This window comes from Thermoleptolyngbya sp. M55_K2018_002 (assembly GCF_015295965.1).
GTDB lineage: Bacteria > Cyanobacteriota > Cyanobacteriia > Elainellales > Elainellaceae > Thermoleptolyngbya > Thermoleptolyngbya sichuanensis.
Window position 1 is genome coordinate 1 of sequence record NZ_DVEA01000182.1, and the last position, 21,337, is coordinate 21,337.

General features: G+C 57.1%; 19 protein-coding genes. 12 read left to right on the forward strand and 7 right to left on the reverse strand.

The genetic code is table 11. The annotated features are described in order from the left end of the window. Positions 1-173: 173 nt before the first annotated feature. Positions 174-329, reverse strand: a complete 156-nt coding sequence (locus tag IGS51_RS08835) for a hypothetical protein (protein ID WP_297078063.1) — start codon at positions 327-329, stop codon at positions 174-176. Positions 330-403: 74 nt separating this feature from the next. Here IGS51_RS08835 and IGS51_RS08840 point away from each other — a divergent pair, with 74 nt between their 5' ends. The 4 genes from IGS51_RS08840 to IGS51_RS08855 all read left to right on the forward strand — a co-directional run bounded on the left by IGS51_RS08840 (position 404) and on the right by IGS51_RS08855 (position 8,656). Then, the gene (locus IGS51_RS08840; RefSeq protein WP_297078064.1) at positions 404-2,608 is read left to right on the forward strand and encodes a transglycosylase SLT domain-containing protein; all 2,205 of its coding nucleotides are present in this window, start codon (positions 404-406) and stop codon (positions 2,606-2,608) included. A 191-nt stretch (positions 2,609-2,799) separates the two neighbouring features. After that, positions 2,800-5,916 carry a PAS domain-containing protein gene (locus IGS51_RS08845; RefSeq protein WP_297078065.1) on the forward strand — a complete coding sequence of 1,039 codons (3,117 nt, stop codon included), beginning with the start codon at positions 2,800-2,802 and terminating at the stop codon, positions 5,914-5,916. After that, the gene (locus IGS51_RS08850; RefSeq protein ID WP_297078066.1) at positions 5,913-6,353 is read left to right on the forward strand and encodes a response regulator; all 441 of its coding nucleotides are present in this window, start codon (positions 5,913-5,915) and stop codon (positions 6,351-6,353) included. Before IGS51_RS08845 ends, IGS51_RS08850 begins: the two co-directional genes overlap by 4 nt. Next, positions 6,350-8,656 carry a GAF domain-containing protein gene (locus IGS51_RS08855; protein WP_297078067.1) on the forward strand — a complete coding sequence of 769 codons (2,307 nt, stop codon included), beginning with the start codon at positions 6,350-6,352 and terminating at the stop codon, positions 8,654-8,656. The genes IGS51_RS08850 and IGS51_RS08855 overlap by 4 nt, the downstream gene beginning before the upstream one ends. Positions 8,657-8,762: 106 nt before the next feature. On the opposite strand, the gene IGS51_RS08860 is transcribed toward IGS51_RS08855, so the two are convergent. Both IGS51_RS08860 and IGS51_RS08865 read right to left on the reverse strand, forming a co-directional pair. After that, positions 8,763-9,893, reverse strand: coding sequence for a glycosyltransferase family 1 protein (locus tag IGS51_RS08860; protein ID WP_297078068.1), 1,131 nt, complete (start codon positions 9,891-9,893; stop codon positions 8,763-8,765). 129 nt (positions 9,894-10,022) lie between these two features. After that, a complete protein-coding gene (locus tag IGS51_RS08865) occupies positions 10,023-11,174 on the reverse strand; it encodes an NAD-dependent epimerase/dehydratase family protein (RefSeq protein ID WP_172354430.1) in 1,152 nt (383 codons plus the stop codon). A gap of 212 nt (positions 11,175-11,386) precedes the next feature. On the opposite strand from IGS51_RS08865, the gene IGS51_RS08870 reads away from it, so the two are divergent. Beyond that, entirely contained in the window at positions 11,387-11,566 is a 180-nt protein-coding gene (locus IGS51_RS08870) for a hypothetical protein (RefSeq protein WP_297078069.1), read from the forward strand. 20 nt (positions 11,567-11,586) lie between these two features. Here the strand turns inward: IGS51_RS08870 and ruvB are convergent, their stop codons facing one another. Then, positions 11,587-12,732 carry a Holliday junction branch migration DNA helicase RuvB gene (gene ruvB / locus IGS51_RS08875; RefSeq protein ID WP_297078070.1) on the reverse strand — a complete coding sequence of 382 codons (1,146 nt, stop codon included), beginning with the start codon at positions 12,730-12,732 and terminating at the stop codon, positions 11,587-11,589. 108 nt (positions 12,733-12,840) lie between these two features. Between ruvB and IGS51_RS08880 the strand changes: the two genes are divergently transcribed. Next, a complete protein-coding gene (locus IGS51_RS08880) occupies positions 12,841-13,362 on the forward strand; it encodes a putative molybdenum carrier protein (protein ID WP_297078071.1) in 522 nt (173 codons plus the stop codon). Positions 13,363-13,420: 58 nt separating this feature from the next. Here IGS51_RS08880 and era read toward each other — a convergent pair whose 3' ends face one another. The 3 genes from era to IGS51_RS08895 form a co-directional block, all read right to left on the reverse strand. After that, a complete protein-coding gene (era, locus tag IGS51_RS08885) occupies positions 13,421-14,395 on the reverse strand; it encodes a GTPase Era (protein WP_297078072.1) in 975 nt (324 codons plus the stop codon). Continuing rightward, a complete protein-coding gene (locus IGS51_RS08890; RefSeq protein WP_297078073.1) occupies positions 14,379-15,563 on the reverse strand; it encodes a calcium-binding protein in 1,185 nt (394 codons plus the stop codon). The genes era and IGS51_RS08890 overlap by 17 nt, the downstream gene beginning before the upstream one ends. A 235-nt stretch (positions 15,564-15,798) precedes the next feature. Further along, on the reverse strand, positions 15,799-16,455 hold the full coding sequence (locus IGS51_RS08895) for a sigma-70 family RNA polymerase sigma factor (RefSeq protein ID WP_297078074.1): 657 nt from the start codon (positions 16,453-16,455) through the stop codon (positions 15,799-15,801). Positions 16,456-16,756: 301 nt separating this feature from the next. Between IGS51_RS08895 and nuoH the strand changes: the two genes are divergently transcribed. The 6 genes from nuoH to IGS51_RS08925 all read left to right on the forward strand — a co-directional run bounded on the left by nuoH (position 16,757) and on the right by IGS51_RS08925 (position 21,061). Continuing rightward, on the forward strand, positions 16,757-17,875 hold the full coding sequence (gene nuoH / locus IGS51_RS08900; RefSeq protein ID WP_172354418.1) for an NADH-quinone oxidoreductase subunit NuoH: 1,119 nt from the start codon (positions 16,757-16,759) through the stop codon (positions 17,873-17,875). Positions 17,876-17,926: 51 nt separating this feature from the next. Further along, the gene (ndhI, locus tag IGS51_RS08905; protein WP_172354416.1) at positions 17,927-18,532 is read left to right on the forward strand and encodes an NAD(P)H-quinone oxidoreductase subunit I; all 606 of its coding nucleotides are present in this window, start codon (positions 17,927-17,929) and stop codon (positions 18,530-18,532) included. Positions 18,533-18,625: 93 nt separating this feature from the next. Then, positions 18,626-19,231: an NADH-quinone oxidoreductase subunit J gene (locus tag IGS51_RS08910; RefSeq protein WP_297078075.1), complete on the forward strand. Its 606-nt coding sequence runs from the start codon at positions 18,626-18,628 to the stop codon at positions 19,229-19,231. Positions 19,232-19,298: 67 nt separating this feature from the next. Then, positions 19,299-19,604: an NADH-quinone oxidoreductase subunit NuoK gene (gene nuoK / locus IGS51_RS08915; protein ID WP_068513455.1), complete on the forward strand. Its 306-nt coding sequence runs from the start codon at positions 19,299-19,301 to the stop codon at positions 19,602-19,604. Positions 19,605-19,624: 20 nt separating this feature from the next. Continuing rightward, the gene (locus IGS51_RS08920; RefSeq protein ID WP_297078076.1) at positions 19,625-20,548 is read left to right on the forward strand and encodes an NAD(+) kinase; all 924 of its coding nucleotides are present in this window, start codon (positions 19,625-19,627) and stop codon (positions 20,546-20,548) included. A gap of 123 nt (positions 20,549-20,671) precedes the next feature. After that, on the forward strand, positions 20,672-21,061 hold the full coding sequence (locus IGS51_RS08925) for a hypothetical protein (RefSeq protein ID WP_297078077.1): 390 nt from the start codon (positions 20,672-20,674) through the stop codon (positions 21,059-21,061). The last annotated feature ends 276 nt before the right edge of the window (positions 21,062-21,337 follow it).

Below are 21,337 nucleotides of genomic sequence, written 5' to 3' on the forward strand. Positions count from 1 at the left end.
TCGTTCTTCGTTCTTCGTTCTTCGTTCTTTCTTGCAGAATGCACTTTTACCCACAGCCTCCTTAGAGCGTCATCAGTAGAAATCCTGAATTTTGAGAAAAGCGGGCCTGATTTTGGGATTCTGAGCTATAAGTTTCGTAAAAAGATTGCGCTCTCAGCATCTCCAGGGTTTTGTTATGCGATCGCCCTCCTCTCGCTCTGCTGGTAAATGTCCGCCCGCCCGCTCCGGAAAGTCCTCTGTTCCCAAACCGCCTCAGCCGTCTCACCCATCGCCGGGTCGTCGTCCTGCCCCCCGCCCAGTGGCAAGTTCCCCTCCAAAGCGGTTACCATCGCTCAAGACTCCGCTAAACAAGACGGCGCGGAGACAGCCCCCTGCCCACTCCCCTAGAGCGATTCTCCGCAAGATGAAACGGAAGCGAACTGCAAATGCCCTATGGCTATCCATCGGCACGGGATTGACTGTGCTGCTGCTAGGTGCCGCCGCGACGCGACTTTGGCCCCAGGCATCCTCCAATTCAGCCCAGAACCCGACTGGAGAAGAAACGCTGGCGATTCCCGAAACGCCGCAATCGGCCGTGTTTTCCCTAGCGACGCAGCCCCCCCAGCAGCGAGCCGCCCAACTGCAACTGCTGGCCCAGGGCAAGCGATCCGACGATCAAAAGCGGGCGCGATTTCTGCTGGCCAGTGACCTGATCCAGCAGGGCCAGGCAACAGCGGCGGTTCCCTTTTTGGAAAAGCTGGATAAGGATTACACGACGCTGGCGGCCTATGCCCTCAAGCGGCAGGCCCAGGCCCATGCCGCCGCTGGGGACGCTGAGCAGGCAACGGAAGCCTGGAAAGCGCTGGCCAATCGCTTTGCGAAGCAGCCCGCCTCGGTAGAAGCGCTGTATGAACTGGGCAAAGCAGACCCCAGCTACTGGCAAACGGCGATCGCCCGCTTTCCGGCACATCCGCGATCGCTCGAAATTGCCCAAGCGCTGCTCAAACAAGACCCCAAGCAGCCCGAACTGCTGCTGCAAATTGCCCGCTATGGTCACTATCTGCCGGAGGTGGGGCAATACCTGGATCGGCTGACCAAGGACTACGCCGACACACTGAAGCCAGAAGACTGGGAGGCGATCGCCTTTCTGAACTGGGAAAAGCAGCGCTATGGCGAAGCGGGCAAAGCCTATGCCAAAGCCCCCCGCACGCCGCTCAACGCCTACCGAGAAGGACGGGGCGCACAGCTTGCGGGCCGCCGCGATACCGCAGTCACCGCCTACAACAAAGTCGTTGCCGAGTTTCCCGACTCGCCCGAAGCCCCCACCTCGCTGCTGCGCCTGGCCCAGTTGGGGCGCGATCGCGCAACCAAGCTCACCTATCTCGACCAGGTGATCAGCCAATACCCTGACCGAGCAGGCGACGCGCTGCTAGAGAAATACAAACTGGTCAAGCCCGACGCGGCCCAGGCAACGCTAACGGCCCAGGTCGCCCAACTGCTGTTGGAACGCCACAGCAAGACCGATGCCGCCGCCGAACTGCGCTGGATGCTGGCCGAAGAGAAGGCTGCCCAAGGTGATATCCAGGGCGCGTGGACTCTGGCGCGACAGGTGGCTCAGGAAAATCCCGACAGCCCCCTCGCCGCCGAGGCTGCCTTCTGGGTGGGCAAGTGGGCGCAACGGCTAGGGCAAGCCCAGGAAGCGTCTCAGGCTTATGAATATGTCCTCAGCCGCTATCCAGAGTCTTACTACGCCTGGCGATCGGCGACGATGCTGGGCTGGGACGTGGGCGACTTTACCACCGTGCGACAAAAGCTGCCGCCCGTGGCGCTGCCCGCCACGCACCCGATGCCGCTGGCTGGCTCCGACACGCTAAAGGAACTCTATCAACTGGGGCAATATCAGGATGCCTGGGCGCTGTGGCAGACGGAATTTACAAACCGAAAAACGCCGACTGTAGAAGAACAGTTCACCGATGGGCTGATGCGGCTGGGCGTGGGCGACAACCTGGAGGGCATTTTCCAGATCTCTAGCCTGGTGCGCCGCACGGAGCCAGAGGTGCAGCCCCAGATCCAGGCGTTGCGGCAGCAGGGCGACTATTGGCGATCGCTCTTTCCGTTCCAGTTTGCCGAGCCGATTCAGCAGTGGTCGCAAACCATGCGGCTAAATCCGCTCTTGGTGACGGCGCTCATCCGCCAAGAGTCGCGCTTTGAGCGCAAAATCGTCTCCTCCGCCGGAGCCAAGGGGCTAATGCAACTGATGCCGGGAACCGCAAGCTGGGTGGCCAGCAAGCTCAACCAGCCGCAATATGACCTGGAAAACCCCGACGACAACATCAAGCTGGGCACCTGGTATCTCAACTACACCCACGAAACCTATAGCGACAACTCGCTGTTTGCCGTGGCCAGCTACAACGCCGGGCCAGGGGCGATCGCCCAGTGGATCGAGCGCTTTGGCTACAGCGACCCCGATATTTTTGTCGAGCAAATTCCCTACCCCGAAACGAAGGGCTACGTCGAAGCCGTCTTTTCCAACTACTGGAACTATTTGCGGCTGTACAACCCCGACGTATCCGCCAAGCTAGCGCAGGTCTCTAGCGCCCACCGCGCCGTAGCCGAATCGCGTCTCTGACCAGACAAACTGCGCCCACCACCCCATCCCCCCAGCACCCCGTTACTCCCACCCTCCAAATGCCCTCGTGATGTCACAATCGCGGGGGCATTCCGCATATTGGCGGATATTACTCAGGGCGATCGCCGATGGAAATACAGCCAAGTTTATGCATTAGGGTAAAAATGAAAGCAAGTGAGTCCACACTAGAGATGTTTTCAAGCCTTTACGACCCGCCCGGTGTTTTTAATATTCCGTTACCTATGCTGGCGTTTGTGCCGCACGGCCACTGCTATCTGTGGGACCCCCGACTGGTATGGTTGCACAGCCTGTCGGATGGGCTGACGGCGCTGGCCTACTTCTCCATCCCACTGGCGCTGATCTACTTTGTGCAGCGGCGGCAGGACTTGCCCTATCCCTGGATGTTTCAGCTTTTTGGCGCGTTTATCATGTTTTGCGGGCTGACGCATGTGATGGAGATTTGGACGCTGTGGCATCCCGACTATTGGATTTCGGGCGGGGTCAAGTCGGCTACGGCGATCGTGTCTCTCACCACCGCTGCCACGCTGGTTCCGATCCTGCCAAAGGCGATCGCCCTGCCCAGCGCCGCCGAACTAGAACTCGCCAAAGCCAACCTGGAAGAGCTAGTGCGCGATCGCACGCAATCACTAAAACTCAGTGAAGAACGCTGGCAGCTTGCCTTGCAGGGCACCAACGACGGCATTTGGGATTGGAACTTTCAAACGGGTGAGGTCTTTTTTTCTGACCGCTGCAAAGAAATGCTGGGCTTTGATGCAGACCAGTTTATGGATAGCCCAAAAGTCTGGGAGAGCCTGATTCACCCGGATGATTTGCCTGCGGTCACGACTGCATTCTACGAGCACCTAGAGGGCAAGGCTCTTTTTTATACCCTAGAGCATCGATTGCAGTGCAAAGACGGCACTTATAAATGGGTGCTGTCGCGGGGACAAGCGCTGCGAAATGAGGCAGGAACCGTGACCCGCATGGCAGGTTCCATCACCGACATCACCGAACGCAAGCTTGCCGAAGCCGAACTGCTGGCCCAGAAAGAACTGTTGCAAATTACCCTTGACCATCTCCCGGTTATGGTCAGCGTGCATTCAGAAACGGGCAACATTTTGCTGGTCAACCAGACTATTGAGCAGACCGTCGGCTGGACCCAGGCAGAACACCTGACCCGCGATGTGCTGCGAGAGTGCTACCCCGATCCGGCTGAATACGACCGGGTGACTCGCCACATTGCAGCCGCCGACTCCACCTGGCAAGAGTTCCGCCTCCGAACCCGCGACGGCCGCCTGATCGACACCGCCTGGACTCAAATTTCCCTGCCGGACGGTCGCAGCATCGGCATCGGGCAAGACATCACCGAACGCAAGCAAGCCGAAGCAGCCCGACTGCAAACCGAAAAGCTCCAGACCGAGCTAAAGCTCTTAGAAACCGTCCTCGACTCAGTGCTGGCGGGCTATTGGGACTATGACCTCCGCAACGGAACCAATTACTGGAGTCCAGGACTAAAGCGGATGCTGGGCTACGCCGAAGACGAAATCCCTCACACGCTCGACAACTGGGAGCAGCAAATCTGGCCAGAAGATGTGCAAACGGCAAAGGCCTGCCTGGAGCGGCATGTCCAAAGTCGTGGAGCAGAGCCGTATTACAACGAAGTCCGCTATCGCCATAAGAATGGGTCAATCGTCTGGGTAATCTGCGCGGGGCAGGGCATCGAGTGGAGCGAGTCGGGCGGGCTGCTGCGGATGGTGGGCTGCCATGTCGATATCACCCAGCTCAAACACATTGAGGCCCAATTGCGAATCAGCGAGGGGCATCTGCAAGAAGCTCAGCGCATCGGCAACATCGGCAGTTGGGAGTTTGACGTTCAAACGGAACAAATCACCTGGTCAGAGCAGGTATTTCATATCTTTCGGCGCGATCTGGCGCTGGGAACGCCTGAGGATTTTGCAACGCTTCAGCAGTTGGTTTACCCCAGCGACCGCGAGTTTCATGCCCAGACCGTGCAGACGCTGATGGATACCCATCAGCCTTATGACGTTGAATTTCGGATTTGTCGGGGCGATGGCTCGATTGGGCACGTACAATCCAAGGGCGAAGCCGTGCTAGACGCGACGGGACGCTTAATTAAGCTAACGGGTATCGTCCTCGACATCACCGAGCGCAAGCAGGCCGAAGAACAGCGCCGCATGTTGACCGATCGCCTGACGCTGGCGCTGAAAGCCGGAGAAATTGGCACTTGGGATTGGGATACGGTTCACGAGGCATTCTGGGATGATCGGATGTATGAAATCTATGGCTTGCAGCATTTGCCAGCGTTGGGGCAGTCTGCAACCTATCAGGACTGGTGCGATCGCGTCTATCCCGAAGATTTGGCCCCAACCGAAGCCGCATTGCAAGCTGCAATTCGAGGGGAGCAGGAGTATGACGTAGAGTTTCGCATCTGGCGCACCGATGGTGAGCTACGTTGGATCAAGGCCAACGCGCTGTTGCAGCGAGACGCTCAGGGCAACCCACTGCGGATGACGGGCATCAACTACGACATTACCGAACGCAAGCGGGTCGAAGCCAAACTATTGCAGAAATCGGCCCAGCTTGAAGCTTCCAACCGGGAGCTAGAAGCCTTTGCCTATTCGGTATCGCATGATCTGCGATCGCCCCTCCGCGCGATTGACGGCTTTAGCAGGGCGCTGCTGGAGGATTATGGTCATCAGTTTGACGACGAGGGTAGGGATTATTTCAACCGGATTCGGCACAATGTGCAGCGCATGGGAATGCTAATCGACGACCTGCTCAGCCTGTCTCGCGTTTCGCGGCTGGAAATGCGATATGCCACTGTTGACCTGAGTGCGATCGCCCACGAGCTTCTGCAAGAGCTACGGGCTGCCGAACCCGACCGTCAGGTCGAGTGCATCATTGCGCCCGATGTCACCGTCTGGGCCGATTCCTGCCTGATGCGCGTCGTCCTCAGCAACTTGCTGCAAAATGCCTGGAAATTTACCAGCCACCACAACACTGCCCGAATCGAGTTTGGCATCCTCCAGCAGCCCGAACAGACGGTCTACTTTGTTCGAGACGATGGGGCCGGCTTTGACATGGCCTACTCCGACATGCTGTTTGGTGTCTTCCAGCGTCTTCACAATATGAACGAGTTTCCCGGCACGGGCATTGGGCTGGCGACTGTCCAGCGCATTATCCATCGCCACGGTGGACAGGTCTGGGCAGAGGCGGCAATCGAGCAAGGAGCCACAATCTATTTCACGCTTCCGATTCCCGTGCTTGAGGCAAGATCTGATCTATGAGTTCCTTGCGCCCTATCCTCCTTGTCGAAGACAATCCGGATGACGAACGCCTGACGCTCCGAGCGCTCCGACGGGGCAACCTAGCCAATGAGATCCTGATTGCTCGGAATGGGGAAGAAGCCTTGAACCTGCTGTTTGGACTGGATCTGCTGCCCTGCGTGGTGCTGCTCGATCTGAAGCTGCCCAAAATTGACGGTTTGGACGTATTGCGTCGAATTCGGGCTAACGAACGCACACACCTCCTGCCCGTGGTGATCTTGACCTCTTCCAGCGAAGATCGCGACATGATTGAAAGCTACAGCCTGGGAGCCAATAGCTACGTGCGAAAGCCCGTTGAGTTTGAGCAATTCACAGAAGCGGTACGCCAATTGGGGCTATATTGGGCGCTAATTAATGAGCCACCCCCAGAAAGTTTGCCTGGGAGTTCGCTGGCATGAGTGAGCCACTGATTGTGCTGATGGTCGAAGATTCTGAAGACGATGCGCTGCTGGTGCTGCGGGCGCTGCGGCAAGACGGCTTTAATGTGGTCTGGGAGCGCGTGCAAACGGCCGATCAGTTTCGGGCAGCGCTAGCATCGCGCCCTTGGGATGTGGTGATTTCAGACTATCGGCTGCCGGGATTCGATGCACCTGCGGCCCTCAGCATCCTCCAGCAAAGTGGAGTCGATCTGCCCTTTATCGTCGTGTCGGGCACAATTGGCGAGATCGCGGCGGTGGCCATGATGAAGGCCGGGGCACACGACTATCTGATGAAGGAAAACCTGACCCGATTGCCAGAAGCCGTGCGACGCGAGGTTCGAGAAGCGCAGGTTCGAGCGGAGCGGCGGCAGGCAGAAATTCAACTGCGGCAAACGGCAGAGCGAGAACAACTGATGCGGACGGTGACGGAGCGCATCCGGCGATCGCTTGATTTAGACGAGATCCTATCCGCCACCGTGACCGAAGTGCGCCAGATCTTGCAAACCGATCGCGTGGTGTTGTTTCAAATCGATCCCGACAAACAGGGTCATGTGGTGCAGGAGTCGGTCGCCCTCGGCTGGCAAGCGCTGCTAGGGCGAGATATCCACGACCCCTGCTTTTATGAAAACTACATCGAGCGCTATGCTCAGGGACGCACCTGGGCGATCGCCGATGTGGACGACAATACGATTCAGCCTTGCCATGCTGAGTTTTTGCGTCAGTTTCAGGTGCGGGCCAGTCTGATTGTGCCGATTCTCCAGACAGAGTATCTCTGGGGTCTGCTGATCGCGCATCACTGCTCCAACCCTAGAGACTGGAAGCCGGATGAGATTCAGCTTTTGAAGCATCTGGCCGATCAGGTGGCGATCGCCATCCAGCAGGCCGACCTCTATCGCCAAACCCAGCTAGAGCTGGCAGAGAGACAGCGGGCCGAAGCCGCCCTGCAACAACTCAATCAAGAGCTAGAACAGCGGGTGCAAGAGCGCACCCAGGCATTGCAGCAACAAGCCGAGCAAGAGCGGCTGCTGCGGCTGATTGTGCAAAATATTCACCGCTCGCTCGATCTAGACGAAATTCTGGCAACCGTGCTAAGTGAAACACGGCAGACGCTCCAGGCAGATCGGGTGACCGTTTACCAATTTGAAGCCGACTGGAGCGGTCGATTTGTCGCCGAGTCGGTGGGAGAGGATTGGATGCCGCTGGTTGCAGAGGGCGTGCAGACCGTTTGGGAAGATACCCATTTGCAGGAAACCGAAGGCGGGCGCTATCGCAACGGCGAAACCTTTGCCGTCAGCGATATTTATCAGGCTGGGCACACGGATTGCCATGTCGAAATCCTGGCCCAGTTTCAGGTGCGGGCCTATGCGATCGCCCCTATTTTCCTAGACGAACAGCTTTGGGGACTGCTGGCGATTTATCAAAACACAGGGCCCCGCGACTGGCGAGCCTGGGAACTGCGGCTGCTGCAACAAATTAGCCTGCAAACGGCGATCGCCCTGCGTCAATCCAACCTGTACCAAACCGCCCAAGCCCAAGTCGCCGAACTCGAAAAACTACATCAAATCAAAGACGACTTTCTCAGCACCGTGTCTCACGAACTGCGATCGCCCATGACCAACATCAAAATGGCGATTCAAATGGTGGAGGTGCTGCTAGAACAACACCGAATTCAAGACGAACGCCTGACGCGCTATCTGCAAATCCTGGAAGAGGAATGCACACAGGAACTCACTTTAATCAACGATTTGCTCGATTTGCAGCGGCTAGAAGCAGGCGTGCAATCCATCGAACTGGAAAACGTCGATCTCAACTATTGGCTTCCGTCCATCGTTGAGCCATTCGAGGCTCGCATTCAGGAACAACACCAACAGTTGAAAGTCAACTTACCTCAAAACTTACCGTCCATCACCACCGACCTGAACGGGTTCAAACGCATCTTAATGGAACTGCTGCACAACGCCTGCAAGTACACCCCACCCCATGAGCAAATCACGCTGACGGCCCACGTTGCGGATGGAATATTACATGTCCAGGTGAGCAATTCAGGAATCGATTTACCCGCCGAAGAACTGCCGCGTCTGTTTGAAAAGTTTTATCGGGTGGTCAGTGTCGATCGATGGAATCGCGGCGGTACGGGGCTGGGGTTAGCACTGGTCAAGCGGCTGGTGGAATATCTACGAGGCTCGATTCAGGTCGAAAGCGCCAACGCCCTCACCAGCTTCACAATCCAATTGCCCATTCATCACCAGCCCGCGCCATTCCACAGTACCAGTCCACAATAGTTGTGCAACCAATAGCAATTCCAGATGATTCTTGAAACGCTGGTGCTGTTAATCGCTGGGCCACAGGTAGCTACGTCATCCATCCCTTCTGAAACTCTGAAACGCATCAGGCAGCCGTCAGCATAGACTGCGACAAAATCGTTTGATAAAAACCCTGGAGTTGTCGCGTTGCCGCAGCCCAGCCCCAGCGCTCGGCCTCCTGGCGGGCATTTTGACGGAGTTGGGCGCGTTCGGCGGCGTTGCTCAAGAGGCGCTGTGTAGCGGCGATCGCCCCCCGGTCATCCGCCGGATCAAACAGATAGCCATTCATGCCATCGGTCACAATGTCGGGAATGCCGCCCGCATTCGCCGCAATCACCGGGCAGCCCGCCGCCATCGCCTCCAGCAGCACCAGCCCCAGCGTCTCCGTCCGCGACGGGAAGATAAACGCATCCGCCGAAGCAAACGCCGATCCCAAGGTCTTGCCCGTCATATAGCCCGCAAAAAAAGTCGGCGTACCTTCAAAAATTTTCTCCAAATCGGCGCGATAGGGCCCATCGCCCACCAGCGCCAGCCGCGCATTGGGAATCGCCTCCAGCACGGGCTTAATCCGGTCGATCTCCTTCTCTGCCGAGAGGCGACCCACGTAGAGCAGCAGCGGCGCGTTGGGATGGCCCTGAGTCAAGTGCGATCGCATGTCTGCACTGGCCAGCGACGGGTCAAATAGCTCCACATCCACGCCCTTCTGCCAGACATGAACCCGCTCCACGCCGTGGCTCTCCAGCGCCTCCTGCATTGCCGTCGAAGTCACCAGGTTAATCACCGCCTGATTGTGCATCAGCTTCAGGATTTCCCACAGCACCCCCTCCAGCATCCCCAGCCCATAATGCTCCAGATACTTGGGCAGGTGCGTGTGATAGGACGCGACCAGCGGAATCCCCAGCGACTTGGCATAATACAGCCCGCCCACGCCCAGCACCGCCGGATTCACAATGTGGATCAAATCCGGCTTGAATAGCTCCAGTTCCCGCCGAATCGACGGGCGGGGCAGCGCCAGCTTTAGCTCCGGATACAGCGGCAGCGGAAACCCCGGAATCCCGTTGATCCGCGCCCCCTTATACTCACTCAGCCCGCCCTCCGGCGAAAACACCAGCACCTGATCGCCCATCCGCTGGAGATGATCCACCGTATGGCTCAGGCGCGTCACGATGCCATCGACTTTGGGCAAAAACGTTTCGGTAAAGAGGGCAATACGCATAGGAAAGGGAATTAGGAAGGGGGACGTAGAGAGCAATAAAAAGTGCTGACTTGGAGAGGGTTCAGAAGCCAGAAACTAGGATTTACTGGGTTTACTGAGGATCTGACTCCTGACTCCTGATCCGGAAACCTACCCTTTCCATTTCACCTTCGGCAAAATCTCCTTCTCGTCAACACGGTGCTTATACTTCATGGCGAAGTTCAGCAGCGAGTCGAGCAGCGAGTCAGACAGGTAGTGGGGCTGCAATCCCAAATCCAGCAGCTTGGTGTTCTTGGCGTTGAAGTAGTGTTCTTCCTTTTCAACGCGGGGATTTTCCAGATGATCCACCTGCACCTTCAGCCCTAGCGCTTCGCCCGCCTTTTGCACCATGTTGGCCAAGTCGCCAACACTAAATAGCTCGGTGAACTGGTTGAACACGCGGAACTCGCCGGGTTCTGCCGGGTTGTTGCAGGCGATCTCGATACAGCGCACGGTGTCGCGGATGTCGAGCAGTCCGCGAGTCTGACCGCCCTTGCCGTAGACCGTCAGCGGATGCCCAATGGCCGCCTGGATGCAGAAGCGATTAAGCGCCGTGCCAAATACACCGTCGTAGTCGAGGCGGTTGATCAGCAGTTCGTCCATGCCCGTTTCTTCGGTCAGCACGCCATAGACGATGCCCTGGTTTAGGTCGGTGGCGCGTAGTCCCCAGATCTTGCAGGCAAAGTGGATGTTGTGCGAGTCATGCACTTTGCTGAGGTGATAGAAGGAGCCAGGCTGCTTGGGATAGGGCAGCGTGTCTTTGCGGCCGTTGTGTTCGATGGTGATGTACCCTTCTTCGATGTCGATGTTGGGCGTGCCGTATTCGCCCATCGTGCCCAGCTTGACGAGGTGGGCATCGGGGAAATGCTCGCGCATCACGTAGAGCAGATTGAGCGTGCCCACGACGTTGTTCACCTGGGTCAACACGGCGTGTTCCCGGTCAATCATCGAAAAGGGAGCGGATCGCTGTTCGCCAAAGTGAACAATCGAGTCGGGCTGGAACTGGAGCATCGAATTTTTCAGAAATTCGTAATTGCACAGGTCGCCCACAAACAGGTCGATTGCTTTGCCTGTCAGGTCTTTCCAGCGCTTCAGCCGGGTTTGGATGGGCGCGATCGGGGTAAGGGTGTCGATGCAAAGCTCGTTGTCCCAATGCCGCCGAACGAGGCTGTCCAGAATGGCCACCTCATGTCCCCGATTCGAGAGGTGGAGCGCTGTTGCCCACCCACAATATCCATCGCCACCAATGACTAAAACTCTCATTGCTCAAATTCCGCTTGCCGATACTCCGGTAATTTACCAGTTTTGGGGGCACACTAAAACAGTTAGCCGCATTTCAGTTTTCAGAAGCCGCTGTTTACATTCAATCTACTCATGGTTAAGATGAGCCTCCTTCTTTGTATCTTTCAATACCATTCATTACACTGGATCTATAGACCAGTGAATTGAGTGAATTACTCAGGAGGGCTGAGACGATGAGAAAGCTAAACGGCTCGTCTTGGACAACCCAGCGGTTTGTGCAGTTGAGTCAAGACCTTGGCCATGCCTTTGGGCCGGGGCTGGACTCCGCCACCCTGAATCGCCACAGCGATGAATGGACCCCAGAGAAACTGACTCACTTGAGCAAGAGCCTGTCTCGCGCTTTCTTGCTTTAGCAGCCTCTGAAAAAGCGCTGCTAGAGAAGCGATGGTGGGCTTTGCAAGAGCGAAAGCTGGCTGTCGGGCGGCGTGTAGCCCAGGTGTCGCCAGGCAGCGGGAGTGGCAACGCGGCCGCGGGGGGTGCGATTGAGGTAGCCGATCTGCATCAGGTAGGGTTCGTAAACTTCTTCGATCGTCTGGGCATCTTCGCCTGTGGCGGCGGCCAGAGTTTCTAGCCCGACGGGGCCGCCGCCATAGTTTTCGATGATTACCGTCAGCATCCGGCGATCGGTCCAGTCTAGTCCGCAGGGGTCTACGTTGAAGAGTTCCAGCGCTTCGGCGGCGATCGCCCCATTCACGGCCGCGCCCCCCGCCTTCACCTCGACGTAATCGCGCACCCGGCGCAGCAGGCGATTTGCAATGCGGGGCGTACCGCGCGATCGCCGGGAAATTTCTGCTGCGCCATCGGGCGTAATCGGCGTGTTGAGAATCTCCGCCGCCCGCAGAACGATTTGCTGAAGCTCGTCTACTTCGTAAAATCGCAGCCGTTGCACCAGCCCAAAGCGATCGCGCAATGGAGAGGTCAACGCGCCCACTCGCGTCGTTGCGCCCACCAGCGTAAATTTTTGCAGCGGCAGACTTCGGGTGCGGGCGCTCTGTCCCTTGCCGATGGTGATGTCGATCCGGGCATCTTCCATCGCCGGATAGAGGATTTCTTCGGTGACGCGGGGCAAGCGGTGAATTTCGTCGATAAACAGAATGTCCCCCGGCTTTAGATTGACCAATAGCCCCACGATGTCTCGCGGCCGCTCTAGCGCAGGGGCAGTGGTAATTTTGCAGTCTACGCCCATTTCTGCCGCCAAAATCAGCGACATCGTGGTTTTGCCCAGCCCCGGCGGCCCATAGAGCAGCAGGTGATCCAGCGACTCGTTTCGCGCCTTGGCGGCCTGAATGGCGATCGCCAGCACCTCTTTCAGATCCTTTTGCCCGATGTATTCTGCCAATCGCTGGGGGCGAATCCGCTCCTCCGGCTTGCCCGTGTCTTCTGGCTGGCGATCGGGCGTGAGCAGCTTTTCGTCCGCAGCCGGTGATTTGGGCGATCGCCCTACCAAAGGCAGCCCATCCCGACCCGATTCAGAATCCTCAGGCTCCAGAGGGGGCTGTTTTGAGGAAATAATCGCCATTGCCCAACCTGCTCCTAACCTGTTTACAGCGGCTACAATCGTTTGATCTGATGCTTCTGTACTAGATACTTCTGCACTAGATACTTCTGTACTATAGTTAAACTTTAGTTGAACTTTGCGCGAGTCGTGCAAATTTTGCAAACCCTCAAGATTATCTCCGGCGGGCAGACAGGGGTGGATCGGGCGGCCCTAGATGGGGCGATCGCCCACGGGCTAGCCTACGGCGGCTGGTGTCCCCAGGGCGGCTGGGCAGAAGATTTTCCCACAGCACCGGGACTGCGGGCCCGCTATCCCTATCTGCAAGAAACACCCAGCCCCAACCCCGCCCAGCGCACCGAATGGAACGTGCGAGACAGCACAGCAACGGTGATTTTGGTACGCAGCGAAGACTGGCAGCACTCCGCCGGAACCCAACTGACGCAGGCGATCGCCACCCACCTGGGAAAGCCTTTGCGAATCATCCAGTTAAACGAAGCGATCGCCCTCGCCTCACTCCGCGCATGGCTGCAAACCCTGCCCCAAAACGCCATCCTAAACATCGCCGGCCCCAGAGAAAGCGAATCCCCCGGCATCTACGCGATCGCCCACAAAGCCCTGCTCCATACCTGGCGCACAAACCCAACAGAATAAAAAGCCCTTCTTTCCCCTTCCCTTTTCGTTCTTCGTTTTTCGTTCTTCCCCTCCCTCCTCACTCCTCCACCCGATACCCCAACTCCGACAACCGACTGCGCGACTGTCGCCACTTGGGCTGCACTTTCACAAAAAGCTCCAGATACACCTTGCCCAGGATCAGCTTTTGGATTTGTTCGCGGGCCGCAGTGCCGATCGCCCGAATCATGCTGCCGTCCTTGCCAATCAGAATGCCTTTTTGCGAGTTGCGCTCGACGTGAATCGTGGCAAGAATGCGGGTGATGTCGGGGTCTTCGTCTACGCGGTCAATGGCGATTGCCACCGAATGGGGCACTTCATCGCGGGTCAGCGCCAGAACCTGCTCACGAATTAGCTCGCCCATGATGAAGCGTTCGGGCTGGTCCGTCACTAAATCCGGCGGATAGTAGTAGGGGCCGGGGTCGAGCCGCTGGATTAGCTGGGCTTGCAGCGCCTCCAGTCCGTCGCTTGTCAGGGCGGAAAACTTGGCCAGTTCCCAGTTTTGAGATTCGGCCAGGGCGCGATAGCTGTCGTCAATGTCGGGGCGATCGCTCGGCTGTCGGTCTGCCTTGTTGATGCCCAGCAGCACGGGCGTTTCGGCGCGTTCCAGCAGCTCGGCAATAAAGCGATCGCCCCCGCCCAGTTCCGCCGAGGCATCCACCACGAACAGCACCAGATCGACCGAGCTAATGGCCATCCGCGCATTCTGCACCAGTACACGCCCTAGCTCATGATGCGGCTTGTGGATGCCGGGCGTATCTACAAAAATGATTTGCGCGTCAGGCGTGGTGAGGATGCCCCGCAGCCGATTGCGCGTGGTCTGGGCGACAGGCGAAGTAATGGCGATTTTCTGCCCCACCAACTGATTCATCAGGGTCGATTTGCCCACGTTGGGGCGGCCCACAATGCCCACAAAGCCAGACCGGAAGCCGTCGGGCGCAGACGGAATCAGGGACTCGATGCGACTATCGGGTAAGAAATCGTCGGATGAGGAGTCGTCAGACCGGTCGGACATTTCTCTCTCTGGGTGCAGTAAACAGGTTGCTCGTGGTCACCCCTGCATTATCTTGCACGATGGCGATCAAATCACTGCCCAGGAAGATCGCCGTATCTCGACTGGAGCCGCCGATCAGGTTGCGGCTATTGTCCAAACGGTAGCTGGCGGGGTTGCCCCGCACCTGAATTTTGTCGCCCTGCGCCTGCGAAAAATCGCCAATAATCGCGTAGCCAGAACCCAGGTAAAACACCCCGTCTCGGCGCGTACCCAGCACGAAGGTATCGGCCCCTGCCCCACCAAACAGGCGATCGCGCTCGGTACTCACGCCGCCATAGCCGATCAGCACGTCGTTGCCGTCTTCGCCAGAGAGCAGGTCATTGCCGCGATCGCCCCACAGCCGATCGTTGCCCTGCTGCCCGTATAGCTCATCGTCGCCGTCGCCGCCCGATAGTTGGTCGTTGCCCGTGGCTCCAAACAGGCGATCGTTGCCGCCTCTGCCCAGCAGCGTATCATTGCCCGCCAGCCCCGACAGCACGTTGCCGCGCCCGTTGCCCTCGATCCGGTTATTCAGCCGATTGCCCGTGCCGAACTGGGCGCTGCCGTACAGCGTCAGGTTTTCAAACAGCAGCGACTTTAGTTCGTAATCGAGCGGAATCACAATCGTGTCGATGCCGCCGCCTCTGGGGGGTTCGACAATTTTGAAGCGGTAGCTGCTGACTAAATAGGTATCGTTGCCGCGCCCGCCATATAGCTGGTCATAGCCTGGGCCGCCCACCAGCAGATCGTTTCCGTCTGCACCAAAGAGGCGATCGTTGCCGCTGCCGCCATATAGCTTGTCGTCGCCTCCAAACCCTTCTAAAACGTCGTTTCCTTCGTACCCAAAGAGTTCATTAGCCAGTGCATTGCCCTGGATCAAGTTGTTTTCGCTGTTCCCTTCACCGCGTATCCCTGCAATCAGTTGCAGGTTCTCAACGTAATCCGTCAGGCGGTAATCTACGTATGCAAAAACAATATCAGTGCCTTCGTTTGGCAATTCAAAAACGATATCACCGTCGCGGATGATATAGGTGTCGTTTCCCTGTCCTCCAACGAGGGTGTCAAAGCCCGCGCCCCCGTCTATCAAGTCGTTTCCAGGAGTGCCGATGAGCAGGTCATCGGTATCAGTGCCAAGGAGAGGGATGATCATTTACGGGGTTTCAATAGCAATCTTTCCAAATCTATCAATCGAGTTTGGGCAAATGTGTTAGGAAACCGTAAATTCTCGGAGGATTCGTGTTTGTTTTGTCCTAATTTTTCCTTTTTCAATCGGGATGAAGCTTTCAATCGGGATGAAACAGAGTGGAGCCGTCTTGCATTGCCCTCAGGATTACCCTCAGGATGGCCCTCAGCGCCTTGCTAAAAACCAAGCCTCCGGGGTGAAATCAAGCCTCCGTGGTGGTCTGCGCCCGCTGTTGCCCGTGCAGATGAGCTTCCAGCTTGCCGTCTGCCAGATAGATGGCACGGATGTCATCTGGTAGCGCGGTTTCCAGGCGTTCATACCCGGCTTGCAGTTGCGCCTTTACGCCCGCAGCAGTGATGTGTTCGCCTTCTGCCTGGAGGTAGGCAGCGATGCGCGGTTCGCTCCAGCGGAAGGTCTGCGCCATCACGATCATCAGCCGTTGTGACGGGGAAACCTGATCGAGCGATCGCTCGACATAGCATTGCAGCGGCGGCGGCGATGCCTCTAGAGAATAGTGGATGTCTTCGGCAGGGGGCAGTTCTGCGTGATTAATGCACAGAGCCGTGACATTGATAATCCAGGATTGCAGCGTTACGCCGGGGGTGCTGAGATCCAGCCCCAGCAGTTCGTGGAACAGGTGCCGCCAGGTGATGGAGAAGAGATAGTCGGCCTGCATGGGCGATCGCGCAGAGTGGCGAATCAGCGTATACACCAGCGGGCTATAGCGACAGTAAAGCGCAGTAAAGTATTGCCCAGCATCGGGATGCCGCTGGAGCAGCGTCAGCAGTTCCTGATCGCTATAGTGCGAAAGGGACTTAATTAAAGGATGATTGGCTTCCGGCAGAGAAGGCGTTTGCATAGGCGTTTCTTTTCGGCTTTCTGGAGGTTGTCCTTTAGGGCTTGTTTAGTAGCTCCCAATCATAACCACTGCACCCCAGGATAGAAGCCCCCGACAACAAAAATCTAAGAAAAAACTTCAAAAATCTGGCGCAATAATTTGGCTTCCCTATCACCACACCAGAAATTTGTCATAGCTTGTGATGGGCTATAGGGGACTTTGGCATGAACCTGTACCGTATACTAAACGCAGGTGTTAAGGATCATTACCTGAGCGCCGCTGATTTAATGACCAATCGCCCTTTAGTTGAGTCGCAGGACGTATGAGTTCGGGAATTGACCTGCAAGGCAGCTTTATTCAAGCGTTGATGGATTTAGGCTTGTCGCCCGGTGTCGCCAAGACCATTTGGATACCCTTGCCAATGGTGCTGATTGTTGGCGCAGTGACGGTGCTGGCGCTCGTGGCTACTTGGCTAGAGCGGAAGGTGTCGGCGGCGGCCCAGCAGCGAATTGGCCCGGAGTACGCTGGCCCATTGGGGATGTTGATTCCGGCGGCAGACGTGGTAAAGCTGCTGTTCAAAGAAGACATTCTGCCCGCCAAGACTGACCCCTGGCTTTTTGCGATCGCCCCTCTGCTGGTCTTTATCCCGGTGTTCCTGTCCTACCTGATCGTGCCCTTCGGTCAAAACCTGCTGATCAGTGACCTGGGCATTGGTATTTTTCTGTGGATTGCGCTGTCGAGCATTGCTCCTATCGGGCTGCTGATGGCAGGCTATGCGTCCAATAATAAGTATTCGCTGATCGGCGGGCTGCGGGCTGCGGCGCAGTCGATTAGCTACGAGCTACCCTTGGCGCTGTCCGTGTTGGCGATCGCCATGATGTCTAACTCCCTCAGCACGGTAGATATCGTGCAGGGACAGTCCGATTACGGCATTCTCGGCTGGAACCTGTGGCGGCAGCCCGTGGGCTTCGTCATCTTCTGGATTGCGGCACTCGCCGAGTGTGAACGGATGCCCTTCGACCTACCAGAGGCCGAAGAGGAAATCGTCGCAGGTTATCAGACTGAATACAGCGCCGTAAAGTTCATGCTGTTCTACGCAGGTTCCTATGCCAACTTGGTGCTGTCGGCGCTGCTAGCTTCGGTGCTGTATCTAGGCGGCTGGGAGTCTCCTGTATCGGTGAGTTGGTTGGCCAGTCTGATCGGGGTCAGCGAGTCTACGCCTTGGCTCCAGGTCATCACCGCCAGTCTCGGCATCGTGATGACGCTGTTCAAGGCCTACCTGTTTATCTTCCTGGCAATCCTCTTGCGCTGGACGGTACCCCGCGTCCGCATCGACCAACTGCTTGACCTGGGCTGGAAGTTTCTGCTGCCTGTGTCCCTGGTTAACCTGCTGCTAACGGCCGGGCTAAAGCTGGTGTTTCCAGTGGCCTTCGGCGGCTAAGGTTCAACTCCAAAGACCCCTCGTCCTTCAACCTCCCTCCCCCTCCTTCCTATGCTGAAATTTCTCAAGCAAGTCTCTGACTATACCAAGGAAGCAGTTCAGGCAGCCAAATATATCGGCCAGGGCTTGTCGGTCACCTTTGACCACATGCACCGTCGCCCGATTACGGTGCAATATCCCTATGAGAAACTGATTCCTTCGGAGCGCTTCCGCGGTCGCATCCACTTCGAGTTTGACAAGTGCATCGCCTGCGAAGTCTGCGTTCGGGTATGCCCCATCAACCTACCCGTGGTGGACTGGGAATTTAACAAGGAAACCAAGAAGAAGAAGCTGAACCACTACAGCATCGACTTCGGCGTGTGTATCTTCTGTGGCAACTGCGTGGAATATTGCCCCACCAACTGCCTGTCGATGACCGAAGAATACGAGCTTGCGACCTACGATCGCCACGAATTGAACTACGACAACGTGGCCCTGGGTCGCCTGCCCTACAAGGTGACGCAAGACCCAATGGTGACCCCGCTGCGGGAGTTGGGCTACCTGCCCAAGGGCGTGATGGAGCCACACGACCTGCCTGCCGGGTCGCGCCGTGCTGGCAAACTGCCCGAAGAAATTCTCGACGAGGCCCAGCCTGCGGAAGCTGCACCCGAAGCCTAGCGGACAGTTCCACGGGCAATCTTATTGTCCCTTCTAGGCAACCCGCTCGATTTGTACCCTCGACCTTTCCTCTTCTCGTTCAGGAGACCGACTGTGAATCTGGCAGATGGCGTTCAACTGGTTTCTTTGATTGTGCTGGCGGCAATGATGCTGGCGGCGGCGCTGGGTGTGGTGCTGCTAGACAACATTGTGTACTCAGCCTTTTTGCTGGGTCTGGTGTTTATCAGCATTTCCGGGCTATACATTCTGCTGAATGCCGGATTCGTGGCGGCGGCACAAATCCTGATTTACGTCGGTGCGGTGAACGTGCTGATCCTGTTTGGCATAATGCTCGTGAACAAGCGCCAGGATTTTGCCCCCGTGCAGAAGGCCTGGCTGGGGAAAGCAGCGACAGGGGCCGTATGCGCCGGACTGTTTGGGCTGCTGGCGACGATGATTGTGGCAACTCCCTGGGGGCTTTCGGACGCGCCGATTGCTGGAGACGAAGCGCTGGTGACCATCGGGCTGCATTTCTTCAGCGATTTCCTGCTGCCGTTTGAGCTGGCATCGGTGCTGCTGCTGATGGCGCTGATTGGAGCGATCGTGATTGCCCGTCGCGAGTTTCTGCCCGATGTGGCGACGACCGAAGATGGCCCCCGAACCTCGCTGACTCTCCCCGAGCGCCCCCGTGAACTCACTGGAACCAGTTCTAGAGATTAGGTTCACCCCGTTTCCACTGGACATCCCGACTCTTGACTTCTGACCTCTGATCCTTGATCTCCGACCTATGCAGCTTCAGTATTTCCTCCTACTCGCCGCCGCTCTGTTTTGCATTGGCATCTACGGCCTAGTCACCAGCCGCAACGCCATCCGCGTGCTGATGTCGATTGAACTGCTGCTCAACTCCGTCAACCTCAACCTGATGGCGTTTTCTAACTCTCTTGACCCCAGCGCGGTCAAGGGACAAGTGTTTACAGTATTTGTGATTGCGATCGCCGCTGCGGAGGCGGCTGTGGGTCTTGCCATCGTGCTGTCCATTTACCGAAATCGCGATACGGTGGATATGGAGCAATTTAATCTGCTGAAGTGGTAGCAGATTGAGACGGCGAGCGGGTGGAGCTAAAGCAAGTCATCATCATTCACAAGTCGGGAAATGCCCTGAGCCAAAAGTGGGCTGAGCGCTGTGCAAAGGAACTGGAGGCGCGGGGCTGTCGCGTGTTGATGGGGCCGAGCGGCCCAAGGGACAATCCATATCCAGTATTTTTGGCTTCTGTTTCCCAGTCGATTGATCTGGCGCTGGTGCTGGGAGGCGACGGCACGGCGCTGGGTGCAGCACGGCATCTAGCAGAGGAAGGCATTCCCATCCTGGCAGTGAACGTGGGGGGGCACCTGGGCTTTTTGACCGAGCCGCTGGATTTTTTGAGTGAAGATTCGCAGCAGGTGTGGGAGCGGCTGACAAGCGATCGCTTTGCGGTGCAGCGGCGGATGATGCTGCAAGCGACGACCTATGAAGGCAACCGCACCAATCTGGAGCCAATGAGCGATCGCTTCTTTGCGCTCAATGAAATGTGCGTCAAGCCTGCCTCGGCCGACCGCATGGTGACCTCAATCCTGGAAATGGAGATCGACGGCGAGGTGGTGGATCAGTACCAGGGTGACGGGCTGATTGTGGCTACACCGACGGGTTCCACCTGCTACACCCTAGCGGCAAATGGGCCGATTATTCATCCCGGCATGGAGGCGATCGCCGTCACGCCCATTTGCCCCCTCAGCCTCTCCAGTCGCTCCATTGTGCTGCCCGCTGGGTCAGTCGTTAGCATCTGGCCCCTATCTGACCCTGACATGACAACCAAACTCTGGATGGACGGCGTGCTAGCCACTTCCATCTGGCCAGGTCAGCGTGTTGATATTCGCATGGCAGAACGCCCCGCCCAGTTCATAATCCTGCAAGAAAATTATTCCTATTACCAAACCCTGCGCGAAAAGCTCCAGTGGGCCGGAACGCTCGTCCGCTACAGTAATAACCACCGAAATTAGAGGTTCTGCTGGGTCGAGTACCTGACTATTACGGGTTCAGGCTTAGTCCGATTGGGGAACGCTCTTTAAAGTCCACCTAAAAAGTCCACCCAATCGCGCCCGAACGGGCTGAAAAGGGAACCTATGAACCTCAAATCTATTGCACTCAGCCTTGTGCTAGGGCTATCTACGCCACTGCTGGCAGCAGAATTGTTGACTCCCCAAGCGGCGATCGCCCAAACATTCCCCACTGGAGACTATGCCAGCGACCGATGGTTTATCAGTATTTGGTTTGAGGGCGGCAGCCTGCAATACCAGGGAATCGATCGCAGCAATCAGGCAACGCTAAGACTGGCGGGCGCTGCGGTGTCTGGAGATAGCAGCCGTCGGGTTTACACCTGGCGCAATGGGGACTATCGCTATCAGGTGAGTTGGCGACCCAGCGATCCCGGCTTTATCCGGCTTCAGGTATTTCACCCCAACGGACGGGAACTGGTCAACAGCCTGCTGCAAGAAATCCCGCAATCTCCTTAGCGTCTGTCGGATTCCGAGAAAAAGTGCTGCTATAGCCACAGATCTGGCTTAACCCAACGCTCGATAGAACTTACACAGTAGGACGATTTCTCACGGGCTGCCAACGCGAGAAATCGTCCAAAATCTAGACAGGTCATCGCAAGTGCGTAGATCCTGGCCCAATGACCTGTAAAAGACTTGAGGGAACCCACAAGCCTCCTCAAGTCTTGCGGCATTTATGGGTCTTCGAGCATCTTCAATACGGGGTCAGTTGCCCACTCTTGGCAATCCAAAATC